A 15,626-nucleotide genomic window follows, 5' to 3' on the forward strand; every position below is an offset into this window, starting at 1 on the left:
TGGGTCCACCGCTTGCGGGACGCTCCAAAAGAGGGGGCGGGCTAACCCAGCCCCCGGGCATTCGCCTGCCCTGGTTTCAGCCTTTTTTTGCTGTCCCGATGTCCAGGTTCAGCGGCACAGTCTTGGGGTCTTCCGGCTCAATCGGCTTGGGCGTGCCGGGCTTTACCCGATCTGCGCCAAGCCCTGCCGCCGTTAACCCTTCCAAGGCCTTGTCCTGCCGTGTTTTGGCCAGCGCAGCCAATTGCGCGTCGGTGACCACCTCGCTGTCTTGCAGCTTTTGGGCAATCACGGCGTAAAAGTCTTTGCCCTTCAGGGCAGTCACTTCTTGCGCGCTCAGCTTACGGGTGTCTTTGAACAGATTGGTGACGGCGCTCAGTGCCTGCCCGGCCACACCTTGCTCCAACTTGCCAGGGTTGGCTTCGCGGTAGCCCGCTTTCAGCGAGGCCAATTCGCCACCGCCCAACCGTTTTGCAAACAGGGCTTCCAGTGCTTTTTGCACGGTGGGTGACTGCAATGCGAGTGGCCCCGGGTCTTCATCGGCTTGCAGTTTGTCGCCAGCTTGCAGGGCCACGGCGCGGCGCAACTGGCGGGCTTGCAGCGCGGTTTTGTCGCTGTTGGCCCAAGTGCCATTCACAGTGAGTGTGAGGTTGGGCCGCTTTTGCAGGGCTGTACCGAGCTTTTTCAGGCTCTCGCGTTGGGGGGGGGACAAGGTGGCCACACCCGGGTCGAATGCGATGTTGCCCAACGCTTCTTCGCCACCGCCAAACAGCGAGCCCAGCGCGCGGAACGGGGCTGTCACAATTTTGGTGAGCACGTTGGTGAAGGCCTTCCACACAATGGCGCCGTAGCTGAACTGCGGGTCGTTCAGGCTGCCGGTTACTGGTATGCCCAGGTCGATTCGGCCATCGCTGTCTTCCAGAATGGCAATGGCCAGGTCCAGCGGCAGGTCAACTGCCTGTGGGCTTTGCACCCGTTCACCCAGTTTTAGCTTGTCAATCAGCACCTGGTTGGTGCTGTTCAACTGTTGCTTGTCGATGCTGTATTCCAGGTTGAGCGACAGTTTGCCCGACTCAATTTTCCGGTTGGCAAAGGTGGCGGAATAAGGCGTGAGGGTGGTCATTTCCACATTCTGGAAATTCACCTTCAGGTCGAGGTAATTGGTGGGGTCGAACAGGTCGAGTTGCCCGTTGGCCTGCGCCAGACCGTAGTCGTCCACATCGCCTTTCAGGGCCACTTCACCGCGGGTGCCCGGCAGGTTGCTCAAGCCTGTCAAGCTGCCATTCAACCCATGAATACGGGTGCCAAAGGGAATGAACAAGGACTCGTCGGCAAAGTCCAGCTCGCTGTCGACAATGTTGAAGCGGTCGATGCTAACCCCGTAGGCTGGTGGGCCTGCTGGTTTGTCATTGGTTGGCTTGGCAGGCTCAACCGGTGAGCCTGGTTGTGTCACCAAAATCCGGCTGATGTTGGTGCTTTTGTCTTTGGCAATCAACACCGCGCTGTCCAGCCCTTTGAGGTTGAGCCGGCCAATGCGGGCGGCTTGTGTGCTGGCGGTGAAGGCGGGGGTGGAGAGGCTTTTCCAGGCCAAAAATGATTTCTTGGTGCCTGCCTCATTCAAGCGCAAATCGTTAATGGCCAGGTTGCCTGCGTATTCCGTGGTTTTGCTGTTGAAGGTGAGCTTGCCGGTGGTGGACAGCGCGCCGCTGGCCATGTCCAGCTTGGCCTGCTGGGCAATAAAAGGTTGTGCCAATTTCAGGGCGACATTGTTGATGGCCAGTTGAATGCTGGCGCTGGGGGCTGTGGCCACCACCGTGCCCTTGGCTTCGATTTGACCGCCCGAGTCCAGGCTCAGGCTGGCCTGCAGAGGCAGGGGTTTGTCCAGGTCTTGGCTTAAGCCTTGGGTGGCCACGGTGATGTTGGACGCGCCCACCGCAAAGCCGGCGGGCAGGCTGTCATCGGTAAATTTCACGCTGGATTGGTCGAGCTTCACGCCCGCCACGGCCCAGGTCCAGGGCTTGGCGGGGGTGGTGTCCTTGGTAGAGCTTTCGGCTGGTTTTTCATTGGCCTTCGGTGCATTTTGTGCAGGCACCCAAGCATTCACCCAGTCCAGCAGGTTCAACTGGCCTGCCTTGTCGCGGTTCAAGGCCGTGTTCAAGCCGCTGAGCGCCACGTCGCCCACCTGGGCGTGCTGGTCATTCAGCTTCACATCAATGCCGCCCACAGCCACTTTGCTCAAGGCCAAAGCAGGTTTGCCATTGGCGTAGTTGGCTTGCAGTTGGTTGAGTTCAATGCCGGCCACTTTGGCGGTGTTGTCGGGCAGGTGGAATTCAACGCCGGTGACGGCCAGTTTGCCCAAGGCCACCGTGCTTGCTGCCTTGCCCGCCTTGGCAGCCACGGCCAGATTGTCGGCGGTGAGTTCGGTGTTGGTGATGTGCACCACCGGCTTGCCGTCGGCCAACTGCACATCAAACTGGGTGCTGGTGTTCACAGTGCCCGTGGGTGGGGCGGTGGGCAGCAGGGGTTTCAGCAGCGGCTCCAGCTTGGCCAGGTTGATGTTCTTCACCGTCAAGGTACCGGTGAATGCAGGCACGGCCAGCTTGATTTGTGACTTCAATTGCACCTGCGCGTCAAACGAGGTGTTGGCGTCCAGCTCAAAATCGCCAGACTGGCTGTTGGCCAGGGTCGAGAGGTTGTGCAGCTCCAGCGCCAGGGGCTCCAGCCGGGTTTTGAAGCCATTGGGCGTGCGGCGGTCTTCCACCGTGATGGCGGCCTTGTCGATGTTCAAGTGGCCCAGTTTGAACTTGGGCGGGGGTTGGTCGGGCTCGGGTTCTTTTGATTTGAAGGCGTTGATGAGGTCAGTCCAGTTCAGTTCGCCGTTGGGCAGCAGGGCCGCATTCAGGTGCAGGCCTTGCAGGTCCACGGTGTCCAGCGCAATGGTGCCGGTCAGCAGGTCGGTGCCCGACACATCCACAAACAGGCTGTCGAAAGACACCAATTCCTCACCATCGGGCTTGGACAGCTTGAGCGCGGGCAAGCGAACAGACAACTTGAGCGGGTTGATCTCAGGTTTGCCCAGCACCAGGGTGTGGCCCGATTTGTTCTGGATGAACTTGGGCGCCTGCCATTGGATAAGGCTGGGCAAGGCCAGCCAGGCAAAGGCCAGCAACAGAGTAAACACGCCGAGTGCAATCAGCAGGGCTTTGGCCCATGTGGGCCGGGTGGGGGGAAGTACCTTGGTTTCAGTGGCTGGGCTGGACATGATAGGACGATCGATTTGTTGGGGTAATTTATGGCAAGACCCGTTACCCGCAAGTATCCCCGATCCCATGGCTGGTGTACACTACGGGCTGCTTGCGCGGCCGTAGCTCAGTGGATAGAGTACTGGCCTCCGAAGCCAGGGGTCGTGGGTTCGATCCCCGCCGGCCGCGCCAACTGTTTTGAGCTTGAAAGCCCCGCTGGTCGGGGCTTTTTTGTTTTTGCGCTCTAGATTCCCCAACCCATCAAGTATCTGCTGTGACACCTCTGTGACAAATTCTGTGACAAATTTTTGTCACAGGCCCTTGCTTGAGTATTGGTTAACAGCTGGGCCGAATTGATTTGTCACAGAATTTAGCCTAGCGAAGAAAAGCCGCATTTTCAACAATGCCGAGTGTCAAATCTCTTTCTGTCAGTAAATTCAGATCAAATTGCGGATGACGGTTTTTAGGCCATAGCAGCCGTGAAACTTTCGACCTAGAACGTCTCCTATGTGTTCTTGAACCGACGTTGAATGACGCCCAAGCTTAGGGGAGAATGGTTAGGCGTCGACACGCGGACTCTCTATGGTTGAGGCAAGAGCAACTTCTATTTCGTTCAATGCGTGATCGATGGCAGCGGTTGCGGGCGCGTGATATGAAGTTGCATTACGCAAGATTTTTGTTGAGGCATTCTCGCCATCCTGAAATTGAACATTCACGCCATAGACCGTTCGGTGAAGCATCTGCTCCAATTGAGCAAGGAATTCTATAAGCCTATATGCCTCAGATAGTGATCCGATGAGAGAGGGTGCGGATACGTGCCTGAGATTTGCGGTTGCTTTCATAGCATCCCAAGCCGATGTGTTCAGCGGTTCAACGGGGACTGATGTCCCCAACGTCGTTCTGTATTGAATGCTCTGCTGAGCGCCTAGCAACTCCGCCCGCAGAAGGGTCAAGACATCCTGACGGACGCGCTGATCAGCCCGCACCTGTTCCTCCTTCTCTTGTTTGGCGCGAGTACGTTCGAGCGCCAGTGCGACTGGAACGCCAACCACAATACCGAGAAGGGTGGCCAGCCAGTTTCCAACCGCGCCATCCCAATAGGAAAGCTCAGTGCGCCGATAAAAGGAGTATCCGAAAGCTAGCGCAGCCAACGCCAGCGGGAGTACCCACTTTAGGCTCGTACGGATGAAAGTAGTCATGCGACGCCTAACACTATCCTAACGGGTTGCTTTGAAGCGCCAGCGGAAAACTAATCCCGTTGACGTAATTGTTACGCATTGAAGTACGTCTCCAGGTCATTCTGTGACCAGCCACCTCGACCTGGTTTGCCAGGAGCTCCGGCTAATCCTGGTCGCCCCGGCTTACCGCCAAAACCAGGCGTACCCGGTACACCACCGACCCCGGGTCGACTTGGCAGGTAACCGGTCGAATTTCGAAGAAATCCCAAAGCTTGATTGCGGTTATCGTAGAGAACACCGCCTTCGAACCAACCAATATGCTTACCTTTGAGCGAATAGACGTTTTCTCCGTTTATCCACGCTACAACCTGGCCTCGACTATTGCGGAAACAATCATTATCGAAAATGACTGTGGCCTGACCATTTCGCCCGAACATCCAATCCGACACATTCCTCTCCTTGATGCTTAACGTATAAATGACCAGCGAACAGTGGGCCCGCGAACGCAGGCCGATAGGCCGTCCGTGTAGATTGCCATGTTAGACCTCTTCGCCCCGTTCTCGATCTGCGACTTCTTTCGGAATGATCCACCATCCGCCTCTCTTTGCCGGGACCAGGCGTTCGATTGCGATATTTTCGAGATTATCTTGGGGTAGCCGAGCGACATCTGGCGCCGTCGGAGCCTTCGTGAACGATTTGAGGTGTTCGACAAGTGTCCGCTCCACCTCCGGAGACAAGGGGATAGGTGCCTCACGAGAGGATCGAGCATTCGGGGCATACTTCCTCCAAAGCGAGGCAACGACGCCACTGGGGTCTCCTGGCGGCTGGGGAGCCAACTTGTGCAAGCCGATCTGACGCTCCTCCTCTGGGATAGAGGAGAGCTCCTGATTGATTCGTGTGATATCGGCCTTCAGGTCCGGACCCCAGACGAAGTCTTGCCGTTTGCTCAGAAATACTGGTGCGCAGCGACGGTGGAGTTTGTCCCCCGACACGAAGATGTGGCAGAAAGGCAAGTAGAAAAGATAGGCAATGTCAGCACGATTCGAGGGTCGATCGGAAGAGATCAGATTGGCTGCGAGCGCAATTTGGAAGAAGATCTCGACTTTCAGCACGTGCGCCGCATAGCTCGCGAACTCCGCTAGCGACGGAAAGCCTGCGTCCGACCAACGCTGAATAATGGGGCCCCACAGATGCTGCGGGATATGAACGAAGGAGAAGAGCAGACCGAGTTGCTGCTCCGGTGCAAATCTCGTATTCACAAGCGAGGCGGCGATGCCATACGCTTGCTCAATCGTCTTGCAGCTTTGAGGCGTTATACCAAGTGCGCGCATCCTCGCCGCAACTTCAGGCAGATTGAGATCCGACAGCATTGCACGCCAAGCAGAAGCCGCCCCCCGTTCAATGTCTTGAAACTGCCCGCGCTGCCATCGAGAGAAAGCTTCGGCTTCGGGAGAATTCTTGAACACGACGCCCGTCTTACCGTCCACGCCTCTGACCGGTCGCCCGCCTGCAAGGGGAACTTGACCAAAGTGTGGCGCCTCATGACCCATCAGGTTCGCTATGCAGATCTGTGAGTGATGCACGCAAGGCGCTCCGGACATGACAGGCGTTTTATCCGCAATGATGCGGACAAGGTCTTCAGGAGTTCGCGTACCTGCACAGTTTCGCTTACTCAGATCAGCGAGGGTTTCAACAAAAAACAAGGGGCAGATGACAGGCAGGAATAGATGATCAAACCACACCGACTCATCGACTGTGAGAGACTGCAAGAAGGATTTGTCGAAGAGCGCTATTGGACCCACGACGTCACCAACGAGGTCTAACGCCCAGCATCAGCGGCGGCGCGAAGTGCCGTCCGCTGCATGCTGTTGTTAGACGACCAAGGGGAGACTGTCACAGAACCTCACCGATTTTGGAGAACAGGCGCTCGAAGCGTGCCAGTTCATTGGGCTTAAGTATCTCAGCCGTCAGCGCTGGCAGTACCGCCTGCGCAACGCGGTAGTGGTTGAAGCCACCATCCTTCAGCAGCGTGATGTTCTTTGCCTTGAGCCAGTGGTTGATGCGTTCGATCATGCGCGGCTGCGCTCCAAGATCGGCCGCCGTCAACGTCACGCCGTTCAACTCCTTGCCATAGGCTTGGTTGAACGCTCCGATATAGGCGTCGGTGGGCAGCAAGTCTTCGATGTCGGCTTCGGCCGGAGCCGGGTCGATGAACATGGAGAAGTCGAGGACGCGCTTACGCTCGATCAGTTTCTGTCGCACCAGGTCTTCCAGCTTCTGGTTAGGGCTGGCGGCGCGGTCATGCAACACCACGAGCTTAAGCTTACTCGACCCGAGCAGCGCGACGAAGGTCGCCAACTTGTCCAGACCGCCGACCGGCACCAGAATCGCGTCCCCCAGCCCCTGCTTGCCGCCGGCTTCCAGCAATGCGCCCATATGCTGCAGCAGAATCAGGTCCGCCGGTCCTTCGATCAGGACGTTTTTCTTGGCGATGAAGAGGTTCTGCGCGATGGAGTAGCCGAGCGCGGCCTGCAGTGGGAACACACTTTCGTCTGATGAGCCGACCAAGTCACCGGTGATCTTGGTGCCTTCCTTGACGCGGTCTTCGACGACTCGCACTTCGTCCAGGCGCACGCTGTCCACCATGAACGGCGAGTGTGTCGTGTAAATGATCTGATGCTGCGTCGACAGCTCGCGAATGTAAGCAAGGAAGTCGGCCTGCGCCAGCGCGTGCAGGTTCAGGCCCGGCTCGTCGAGCAACAAAACGAGCGCATCCTGCGTCGCGGCGCGCGACTGCACGGCGTCGAACCAGACCAAGAAACTGAAGAACCAGATGAAGCCCTTGCTGCGCTGGTCGAACGGCACCGTGACACCGTGACGGCGGTTCTTAATGCGGATATAGAGGTTGACACCGCTGTTGTAGGGCGCAACGTCCTTGCTGTCGGTCTTGAGATCGAACTCTACGTCTAGGTCCTGGTTCTGTTTCCAGAACTCGAAGACCTTCTGGGTGATGTTAAGGCCGATGGCTTCTAGCTTCGCTTTCGCGGTTTCGTAGCCCTCGTCGCTCATCAACTCCTGCAGCGTCGTTCCAGCGAGCTGCAGAAGCCCCTGCGCGGTTTCGTCAGCGTCAGTCAATTGCTTCGCGGCTTCGCGCTGCTGCAGCGCAGGCAGATTGATCTTGCCTTCGAGCAGTTTGTAGTCGTCGAAGTAGAGGAACTTTGGCAGTGCCGACGACAGGTAGTTCTGCCAGATATGGCCATCAACCAATTCCCAGCCGTTCGCCTTGATCGCCCGTGCACGCCACTGTGCAGCGAACTCCGCCAGGCGGTTGTCCGTTGGCAGGTTCAGGCCTTCGATCTTGGCAAGCACGTCGGCGAGCGACGTGGCCCCGGCAAAGACTTCATCCTGGTGCTCCAGATCGCTTAGCTGCTTCTGCAGCGCGACTAAGGCCGCTTTCTGATCGACATGAAAGCCGATAGTATTCGTGTTGGCGATGGTCGTATCGCGACTGAAGGTACTGCCAGCGGCGACGATCTGCGCATCCCCGAAAACTTCCTTGTTGATCGCGTCGGCCAGTTCCTTCTCGATGCGAAAAGTCAACTGTACGGTCTTCTGATAGTTTTTCGCCTCGTGCTGAGATCGGTAGCGCACCAGGTCCTTGCGCGGATAATCAGCGACGTAGTCGTATCCGGCGTCGCCGAGCGGCAGCGCTTTATACAGCGCTTCGAGGAAGGCCGTCTTGCCGGACTCGTTCTTGCCAACCAGCACCGTCACGTCATCGGCCAGCGCCACGGGCGTTGAATCCTCAATTGACTTGTATTTCCAGACCTGCGCTTTGACGAGTGTTAGCACTATGCCCTCCGATTTCTCATGAACCTATCAACTGCGAGCGAGCCAGGATTGGTCGCCTAACTTGATTTATCGAACGATAAAGGCGATATCCATTTATCCGCACATCGCAAAAGATATCTTTAAATCAACTATTTCAAACATTTACAAAGCATCGCATGAACAGGATGAAAAATAAACCTAGGTTATTCGCCGCAAAATGTTGAGCCTGGAACTCGATTTTGAAGGTCAGATCTATCATTGACAACTGCCAAAGTTCCGAAGTCTGCTTTTGTAAATAACTCAGACGTCCCAGCCATCAGTCCTAATGGCTTCTTTGGCCGAAAACCCGTTGTTTGGTACCCTTGATTCATACTGCAACGTTGACGAAAGTACAGTCTTCGCACGATTGCGTTTACTGCTTCACAGCCATTCACGATACGCTGGATAAACACTTCCAATCCGTCGTGTAATGAGGACTACGGTTGCTGCACTTCATAGTCCATCCCCGCTCGAATCCTGAGGATGCACAGATCAATGAATCTCGCCCAAAGCGACCATTGATCTCATCCAGCGTTTTCATCAATTGAGCTGATTTCTTCAACTGAGTTGTATCAGTGAAGAGATCGGCCTGATAAGAATCCTTGGATATCAATCCCGTAAGCATCACACCGGCTTTTTTGTATACATAGCCTGGCTTGTACAGGTGTTTGATCACTCGGGAAGCAAGGTCCGAGATAACACGAGTGTCGTCCGTGGGCACGCCCAACGACACATGGTGGTTGGCCGCATATTGAGCTGCGCGGGGATCAAATGGATTGGTTCTCAGAAACACATACAAGCCGCTGGCCAGGGATTGTTGATGCCGCAGTTTTTGCGCGGCACGCTCCACATAAGCCGAGATCGCCTCGCACAGTTCAGAGACCATCAGGACAGGTTGACCAAAGCTTTTTGAACTCATGATCTGCTGCTTGTCCGGCGCAACTTCCTCCAAATCCAGACAAGAGATCCCCCGCAGCTCCTCGCAGGTACGTTCCAGCACCACATTGAACTGTTTTCGGATCTCGGAGGGCTTTGCATTCCGCAGATCCAGAACGCTGTGGATGCCCATCTCATTCAACCGAACCGCTATGCGCCGCCCCACGCCCCACACCTCACCCACATCAATTTTGGACATGAGCTCAACCCGATGCGTCCGGGGAATCGCATGCAAATCGCACACGCCATTGAACTGAGACATTTTCTTGGCCATGTGATTGGCCAGCTTGGCCAACGTCTTGGTGGGGCCAATCCCGACACACACCGGCAGGCCCAGCCATTGACGCATGCGCTGTCGGATCTGTTGCCCCATTTCTGTAGCCGATGAGTACAGGTTCAACACCGACTCAATCTGCAGAAAACTCTCATCAACGCTATACACCTCCAGATGCGGAGAAAACAGAGACAGCACCTCAACAGCGCGCTGGCTCATGTCGCCATACAGGGTGTAATTGGAGGAATAGGCCAGTACACCATGGCGACGGGCGAGGTCTTTGACCTTGTGCCACGGCTCACCCATCTGGATGCCCAGGGCTTTGGCCTCCGCGCTACGGGCAACCGCACAGCCATCGTTGTTGGACAGAACCACCATCGGAACCCGTTCAAGCTTGGGGTTGAAGACGCGCTCACAGGACACATAGAAGTTGTTCACATCCACCAGCGCAAAAACTGGACTAGCCTTGGTTTCCATAGCGTCGCACCACCCCAACCACCACACCCCAGATTTCAAGCTCACTGCCTTCTTTGAACACAATCGGCTGATACGCCGGGTTCTCAGGCCGCAACTCCACCTTGCTCGACGTCTTGTAGAGGCGTTTGATGGTGTATTCCCCGTTGACGACTGCAACCACAATGTCCTTGCTCTTGGCATTGACCGAGCGGTCAACAATCACCTTGTCCCCATCGACAATGCCGGCATTGACCATGGAGTCGCCCTTCACCGTAAACATGAAAGAAGCGGGTTTGTTGCGAACCAAGTAGTCATTCAAGTCCAGACCAACCTCCGCATAATCCGCGGCAGGGGAGGGGAATCCAGCCGAAATCCGGTGGGAGACGAGACGCACCGGATAGCCAGGCGGCTGGAGTCTGACGGAAGAGGGCGCTTGTGACAACGTGGCGGCATGATTGATGGAGAGTCCTGACATGAGGGGTCTCACTTTTTCGAAATACTGTATATTACAACAGTATTTTGAGATGGCAGCTCTCTTCAAATTACGTGCAGTGCGACTTCACGCACTAATAGGAAATCTTTTGACATGGTCTAGTCCAAGAAACCGGGTAAAGCCAATCAGATCGATGCCCAGCGGCAGCTAAGGCCTAGCAGCAGCCCAATCTACTCTCCCAGTTTATTGCTTGACCCGTTCAAGCAACTCGCCAACCTCGCAGTCAAAGTAGTCACAAAGCGACTGCAGGATCTCCAGGTCAACTCTCTCGGCCGTCTCGTGATACATGCGAGTCAGTGTTCCTCGGTTAATTCCTGTGTCCCGAGCTACATCAGTAATTTTCTTTTTGTGCTCGCCCAGAAGTCTAGCGAAATGAATCCGCATGATGCTCTCCAGATGCAAAACGATCTATAGAAGATCGAAATGACTTGCAAAAGATCTAAATGTGTGCATAATGATCTACAGGGGATCATAATAGCCCTTTGAAGATCAAAATGATCTCTAAGTGTAAACCCATATGGAGGCAGCATGGCTACCTATTTGACAACTGAAGAGTTATCCGCGCGCATCAAGTACGACACTCGAACGATCAGAGATCGATTGAAAGATTCTGTCTTAATTGAAGGCAAGCATTACTTCCGGCCTTTCGGTGGACGAAAAATTTTGTTTATCTGGGAGCAGATTGAACAAGACATGTACAACGCGGCTTCATTAACCGGGTCCATTCCCATGACTGCGTCCAGGGGGATGTGATGGGACACATACGTGTTAGACCTGAAACTGGCCTGCTGTATTTCGATTTCCAGTATTTAAAGATTCGTTGTCGTGAGCAGGCGAATCTTCAAGATACACCCGACAATCGGAAACTCATGGAGCGGGCTCTCCGAAACATCGAGGCGCAAATCGCTAAGGGGGATTTCAGTTACCGTAGCGCGTTTCCGAATAGTCGAAATCTGGAAAAAATCGAAGCCCTTGAAAACCATCAACGCATGCCGATACCTGGCACGGTTTCAATCCCGATGGCTCAGCAACCGGTGATGCAACCAGTAGGGCTCCCCAGCTCAATTGGACATCCCACCTTTGGTGAGTTTGCAGAGAAGTTCATCGCAGAAAACGAGTCAATCTGGAAGCGATCGAACCTTCGAACCAAACAAGAAACCTTGGAGAAGTGGTTAAGACCGCACTTCGGTACCAAGGTGATCAGCAGTATCACCAAACAAGACATTCTGGAATTTCGCTCAGTTCTCGCCAAAGCCCCGGGCAAAAAACCAGGAACAACAATGTCAGCTTCTCGGATTAATCATGTAATGACATCCGTGAGCCAGATCTTGAGTGAAGCCGCTGATCGCTTTAACTTTACCACTCCCTTCCAAAACATTAAAAGGCTGCGCATCAAAAAAACCGATGTGCATCCCTTTACGCTGGAGGAGGTGGAGCTGATCCTGAAGTACTGTCGGCCAGACTTCCGCAACTACTTTACCACCAAGTTTTTCACAGGCATGCGCCCGGGTGAAATTCACGGCCTGAAATGGAAGTACGTCGACCTTGAGAAGCGGATCATCACGATTCGTGAAACGGTGGTTGAAGGGTATGAAGAGACCCCCAAAACTGCGGGCTCCAATCGCGACATCCGAATCTCGCCCCAGGTGTATGAGGCCCTCAACGCCCAATGGGAAATGACGGGAAACCGATCTGTCTACGTGTTTGCCAATGCCAATGGTGGGCCGCTCACAAACCGCAATATGAGCAATCGGGTGTGGTATCCCCTGTTGCGCTCATTGGGGCTAAAACCGCGCACTCCGTATCAAACTCGGCACACCTTCGCCACGTTGATGTTGGCTGCTGGTGAATCGCCAGAATGGATTGCATTTCAGATGGGGCATTCCTCCACGGAAATGCTGTTCAAAGTGTACTCGCGTTATGTGCCCAACCTGACGCGGCGTGATGGCTCGGCGTTTGAACGCATGCTGGCTGCAAATTTTGGGTCTCCTAGCGCACCTCCAGCTGATCACTCATCCCAAGTCGAGTTGCCGCCCGGCGCTGTTTCCAATCGTCAGCGCAAGGCGCAAAAGAGCGAGCCGCCAATCGCACAACAAAAGGCAAGTCGATCCAAGGCGCAAGGCTCCGGAATGGATTCATCCAATCGGTCATCCCCGTATGAGGCAGCGCAAACATCGGACTCAGTTGTCGCCTTGCGCACTCAGCCAATGGAGGTGCCGTCTGAATCCGAAGGAGAGGTGAATCCGATCCACCGCAGCGCCAACATCGATCACAAAAACCCCTGGCTTGCCATGTTCCAAAACTATAACAACAAGGATGAATAACCATGAATTCTCAGAACCTCAACACATCGAAGAACAACACACTGGGTACTGTCTGTTTGCAGGTGAACCGCTACTGTCATGTCGATACCCAGATAAAGTCAGCCTACCATGCGCATAACCCTGAGCATCACTTTCAGCCAGTAAACGCACACCTGCTTGGAGGCGGCTCCGTACTGAGCAAGGCCTCAGCGCCGCATCTGTATGAACTCAAGGGACTGCAAGATGTATTGCCTGAAACGGGTGTGACGGTGGGTGCGTTCGGCAGTATTTTCTGGATCAGTACTCGGATCATCCGTTCTCCGGATAAGGCCGCAGCCTACAAGCGCCAGCATGCGCTTATCCGTGTGCCACTGTATTGCGCAGTCACGGGTACGTTTATCGCCAGTATCTTCATCCAACGGTTCTGGAAGGTGACCGAGAAAATCTGGCAGAGCGGTGAAATAGTGCACATTGCTGGCGAGGACGAGGCACAAGCGCTAAAGCAATTTCCAGCCATCACTTCACAAGAGGCCCCACCACAGTGCGCGGTGCCCAATGATCTCAATCCCTATGACTATGCGGGACTATTCATGCCCAAGAGCACTGCGATTGCTGGCCAAGTGGCACTCGTTCACCAAGGTCTGAACCTGCACGAGGTTTGTATGTTTTTAAGCGCGGTGTTCAATCACCTCAACCCAGAGGACAAGGCGCTGTACATGGCGGTGTTAGGCCAAGGAACCAGGTGGGACAAGTTTCTGACTTACCCCGCTTCCTTAAAAAACCACCACAGCTACGAGCGTGGCCTGTTGGTGCATACCGCAGAGACCGTAGCCCATGTGCTACTGGCTGTGCAGCGCTGTAATGAGGTGGTGGATGTAAGCCTAACCCTGTTGGCAGCGCTAATGCACGACCTTGGAAAGGTGCACGACTACATTTGCCTTGCGCACGGAACTTACATTGGCAATCAAAACTGTCAACTCATTGGTCACGAGCAGACGATGCTCAAGTGGATCGCCACGGCTTGCGCCACCCAAGTCACCTACCCCGAGGCACGGCAAATTGAGCTAGAGCACGCCATTTGTGCCGTCAAACGCCAGCATGATCAGTCGGGTGTGCGCAAGCGCAAAACCGTGGAGAGCTTTATCATGCACGAGGCCGATTGTAAAAGCGCCAGAACCGACTGTTTGAAGCAGCCCAGCATTCTGGTTGAGGCTGGCTTTGTGTCAGCCACCACCGGCAAGGGGGTATAACCATGAGAACAGGAAATTCAGTATCTCGCGAGCGTTTTCACAGTACGCGTGAATATCGCTGCGACACAGAAATCCCTGAGGGTTATCGTGAACACGAGCGCACTGGCCTTTTGATCCCAGTTCAAGATGAGTCCGCCTTAAAAGAGTTTGTTAAGGGGTGGAGAACCAAGGTAATGGCCGAGATGGTGCGATCGGAAGACTATAACCAGGTCATGGCGCGGTACATCACAGGCAATTATTTTCCGAAGCATTTTGCTGAGCTCAATGAATCGGAGCGGGCCGCTGTGTTCAATGTTTTGAGTAACCATGTGAAACATTCAAGGCACTCTTCCGCCGCCAATGAGCATGGTTTCCGAGACGCGGAGGCGAGCCCAACCGTTGAAGTACTTGGTAACCCCAGGGACTTTTTTGTTGGCGTGCAAGGACGAGGCGATCTTGAGTTTTTGATTGATTCCTGCATGAGTGATGATCCCCGGTTTCAGCGCAAAGATCCCAATCAATATCGTGTTTTCACAGCGCAAACCGCGCGCCGCCTGGTCAATAGCTACGATGCGGAAAGAGAGCGCAAAGACATGATTGAAGGCTTGGTGCGACACATCGCGGAAAACAATGGTTATCGACAAACGATCACCGCTACTGCGGCCAGACTGCGGCGCCTTGAAGCCTTGGTGGATACGTATCCCAACTTTCAGGCTGTGACCCAGCGGTTGATCGATCAGATGAGCGCCTGGAGATTTAAGCATCACCACCGGCGGTGCCTTCAACCGATCTTGCTCAATGGTCCCAAGGGCTGCGGTAAAACCGCATATGCCCAGGCCCTGGCCAAAGCATTGGATACAGAGTACGACTTCGTCAACTTGGCAGCCACTAGCATGGCGGGAGTTTTAACCGGTACTAGTGAGAAGTGGGGCAACGGCCAACCGGGGCTTTTGTTCAAGACGCTGAGCAGCGGCAAATCCGCCAGCCCATTGTTGTTGCTGGACGAAATCGACAAGATGAGCGATTTCGACGGCCGCTTTCCGGTGGGTGGTGCATTACTGGCATTGCTGGAGCCTGAAACCGCCAGGCATGTGCGAGATGAATACAGTCACCTTCCATTTGATGCCTCGCAAGTTTTCTACGTGGCCACCTGCAATGATGCAAGCTTGATCTCGCCGCCACTGCTGTCGCGATTTACAACCTTCAACGTGGGCTACCCGAGCCAAGAGCAACGCCGGGCCATCATCGCCAACTTTCTCAAGGCGAATTACCGACATGTTGAGATGTCGGAAGATGCATTGGCTTTATTGAGCAAAGAGACATGCGACCTGCGCCACATGAAACAGCTCATCGACCGAATGGTGAGCTGCCATGTTCAGGCAAAGCTCAAGCTGACGGGAATGGGTGTGACACAGAGCTTGAGAGGTAAACAAATCATCAATGCGCATACTGCTTGGCTGGTGTTGAACTTGTTGCCCCAATCATAGCCACGCGACCGATCGCCAAGTCACAGAAATGTCAGCTTCCCTGGAGATGTAAGTGGAGGCTGATTTTCTAGCTGCCAGCCAACCTTTCAATTACCCATAATTGTTGTCGTCAGCTGTGCGGGAATGATGAGGTCAGTCAAGCGTGACAATCCACGTCAAAT

Annotated in this window: 12 protein-coding genes and 1 tRNA gene; 5 read left to right on the plus strand and 8 right to left on the minus strand. The window is 54.7% G+C overall.

What is annotated here, in order from left to right; translation table 11 throughout:
• Positions 1–76 precede the first annotated feature (76 nt).
• The gene (locus VGE55_RS13880; protein ID WP_331132261.1) at positions 77–3,259 is read right to left on the minus strand and encodes a DUF748 domain-containing protein; all 3,183 of its coding nucleotides are present in this window, start codon (positions 3,257–3,259) and stop codon (positions 77–79) included.
• A gap of 96 nt (positions 3,260–3,355) precedes the next feature.
• Between VGE55_RS13880 and VGE55_RS13885 the strand changes: the two genes are divergently transcribed.
• Positions 3,356–3,431, plus strand: a tRNA-Arg gene (locus tag VGE55_RS13885).
• 365 nt (positions 3,432–3,796) lie between these two features.
• On the opposite strand, the gene VGE55_RS13890 is transcribed toward VGE55_RS13885, so the two are convergent.
• The 7 genes from VGE55_RS13890 to VGE55_RS13920 all read right to left on the minus strand — a co-directional run bounded on the left by VGE55_RS13890 (position 3,797) and on the right by VGE55_RS13920 (position 10,830).
• The gene (locus VGE55_RS13890; protein ID WP_331132262.1) at positions 3,797–4,438 is read right to left on the minus strand and encodes a hypothetical protein; all 642 of its coding nucleotides are present in this window, start codon (positions 4,436–4,438) and stop codon (positions 3,797–3,799) included.
• A gap of 71 nt (positions 4,439–4,509) precedes the next feature.
• Entirely contained in the window at positions 4,510–4,866 is a 357-nt protein-coding gene (locus VGE55_RS13895; RefSeq protein WP_331132263.1) for a 4-fold beta flower protein, read from the minus strand.
• Positions 4,867–4,956: 90 nt separating this feature from the next.
• A complete protein-coding gene (locus tag VGE55_RS13900; protein WP_331132264.1) occupies positions 4,957–6,186 on the minus strand; it encodes a hypothetical protein in 1,230 nt (409 codons plus the stop codon).
• Positions 6,187–6,310: 124 nt separating this feature from the next.
• On the minus strand, positions 6,311–8,269 hold the full coding sequence (locus VGE55_RS13905) for an AAA family ATPase (RefSeq protein WP_331132265.1): 1,959 nt from the start codon (positions 8,267–8,269) through the stop codon (positions 6,311–6,313).
• A 409-nt stretch (positions 8,270–8,678) separates the two neighbouring features.
• Positions 8,679–9,974 (minus strand): Y-family DNA polymerase, encoded by a 1,296-nt coding sequence (locus VGE55_RS13910; RefSeq protein WP_331132266.1) that lies wholly within the window; start codon positions 9,972–9,974, stop codon positions 8,679–8,681.
• The gene (locus VGE55_RS13915) at positions 9,958–10,428 is read right to left on the minus strand and encodes a translesion error-prone DNA polymerase V autoproteolytic subunit (protein ID WP_331132267.1); all 471 of its coding nucleotides are present in this window, start codon (positions 10,426–10,428) and stop codon (positions 9,958–9,960) included. Before VGE55_RS13915 ends, VGE55_RS13910 begins: the two co-directional genes overlap by 17 nt.
• Before the next feature lie 201 nt (positions 10,429–10,629).
• Positions 10,630–10,830 carry a helix-turn-helix domain-containing protein gene (locus VGE55_RS13920; RefSeq protein WP_331132268.1) on the minus strand — a complete coding sequence of 67 codons (201 nt, stop codon included), beginning with the start codon at positions 10,828–10,830 and terminating at the stop codon, positions 10,630–10,632.
• A 144-nt stretch (positions 10,831–10,974) separates the two neighbouring features.
• On the opposite strand from VGE55_RS13920, the gene VGE55_RS13925 reads away from it, so the two are divergent.
• Genes VGE55_RS13925 through VGE55_RS13940 form a run of 4 tightly spaced genes read left to right on the plus strand, consistent with a single transcriptional unit; the run spans position 10,975 to position 15,465 of the window.
• Positions 10,975–11,199, plus strand: coding sequence for a hypothetical protein (locus tag VGE55_RS13925; RefSeq protein WP_331132269.1), 225 nt, complete (start codon positions 10,975–10,977; stop codon positions 11,197–11,199).
• Positions 11,199–12,770: an Arm DNA-binding domain-containing protein gene (locus VGE55_RS13930; protein ID WP_331132270.1), complete on the plus strand. Its 1,572-nt coding sequence runs from the start codon at positions 11,199–11,201 to the stop codon at positions 12,768–12,770. Before VGE55_RS13925 ends, VGE55_RS13930 begins: the two co-directional genes overlap by 1 nt.
• Before the next feature lie 2 nt (positions 12,771–12,772).
• Complete coding sequence (locus VGE55_RS13935; protein ID WP_331132271.1) at positions 12,773–13,999, plus strand: hypothetical protein; 1,227 nt, start codon at positions 12,773–12,775, stop codon at positions 13,997–13,999.
• A gap of 2 nt (positions 14,000–14,001) precedes the next feature.
• Entirely contained in the window at positions 14,002–15,465 is a 1,464-nt protein-coding gene (locus tag VGE55_RS13940) for an AAA family ATPase (RefSeq protein WP_331132272.1), read from the plus strand.
• Positions 15,466–15,626 lie beyond the last annotated feature (161 nt).

Origin of the sequence: Limnobacter sp. (assembly GCF_036405155.1) — a bacterium.
Classification (GTDB): Bacteria; Pseudomonadota; Gammaproteobacteria; order Burkholderiales; family Burkholderiaceae_B; genus Limnobacter.

Coding starts and splice junctions, on each gene's coding strand:
- VGE55_RS13930 (WP_331132270.1), top strand. CDS start 11,199: ATGGGACACATACGTGTTAGACCTGAAACTGGCCTGCTGTATTTCGAT.
- VGE55_RS13925 (WP_331132269.1), top strand. CDS start 10,975: ATGGCTACCTATTTGACAACTGAAGAGTTATCCGCGCGCATCAAGTAC.
- VGE55_RS13915 (WP_331132267.1), bottom strand. CDS start 10,428: ATGTCAGGACTCTCCATCAATCATGCCGCCACGTTGTCACAAGCGCCC.
- VGE55_RS13880 (WP_331132261.1), bottom strand. CDS start 3,259: ATGTCCAGCCCAGCCACTGAAACCAAGGTACTTCCCCCCACCCGGCCC.
- VGE55_RS13935 (WP_331132271.1), top strand. CDS start 12,773: ATGAATTCTCAGAACCTCAACACATCGAAGAACAACACACTGGGTACT.
- VGE55_RS13920 (WP_331132268.1), bottom strand. CDS start 10,830: ATGCGGATTCATTTCGCTAGACTTCTGGGCGAGCACAAAAAGAAAATT.
- VGE55_RS13890 (WP_331132262.1), bottom strand. CDS start 4,438: ATGACTACTTTCATCCGTACGAGCCTAAAGTGGGTACTCCCGCTGGCG.
- VGE55_RS13910 (WP_331132266.1), bottom strand. CDS start 9,974: ATGGAAACCAAGGCTAGTCCAGTTTTTGCGCTGGTGGATGTGAACAAC.
- VGE55_RS13940 (WP_331132272.1), top strand. CDS start 14,002: ATGAGAACAGGAAATTCAGTATCTCGCGAGCGTTTTCACAGTACGCGT.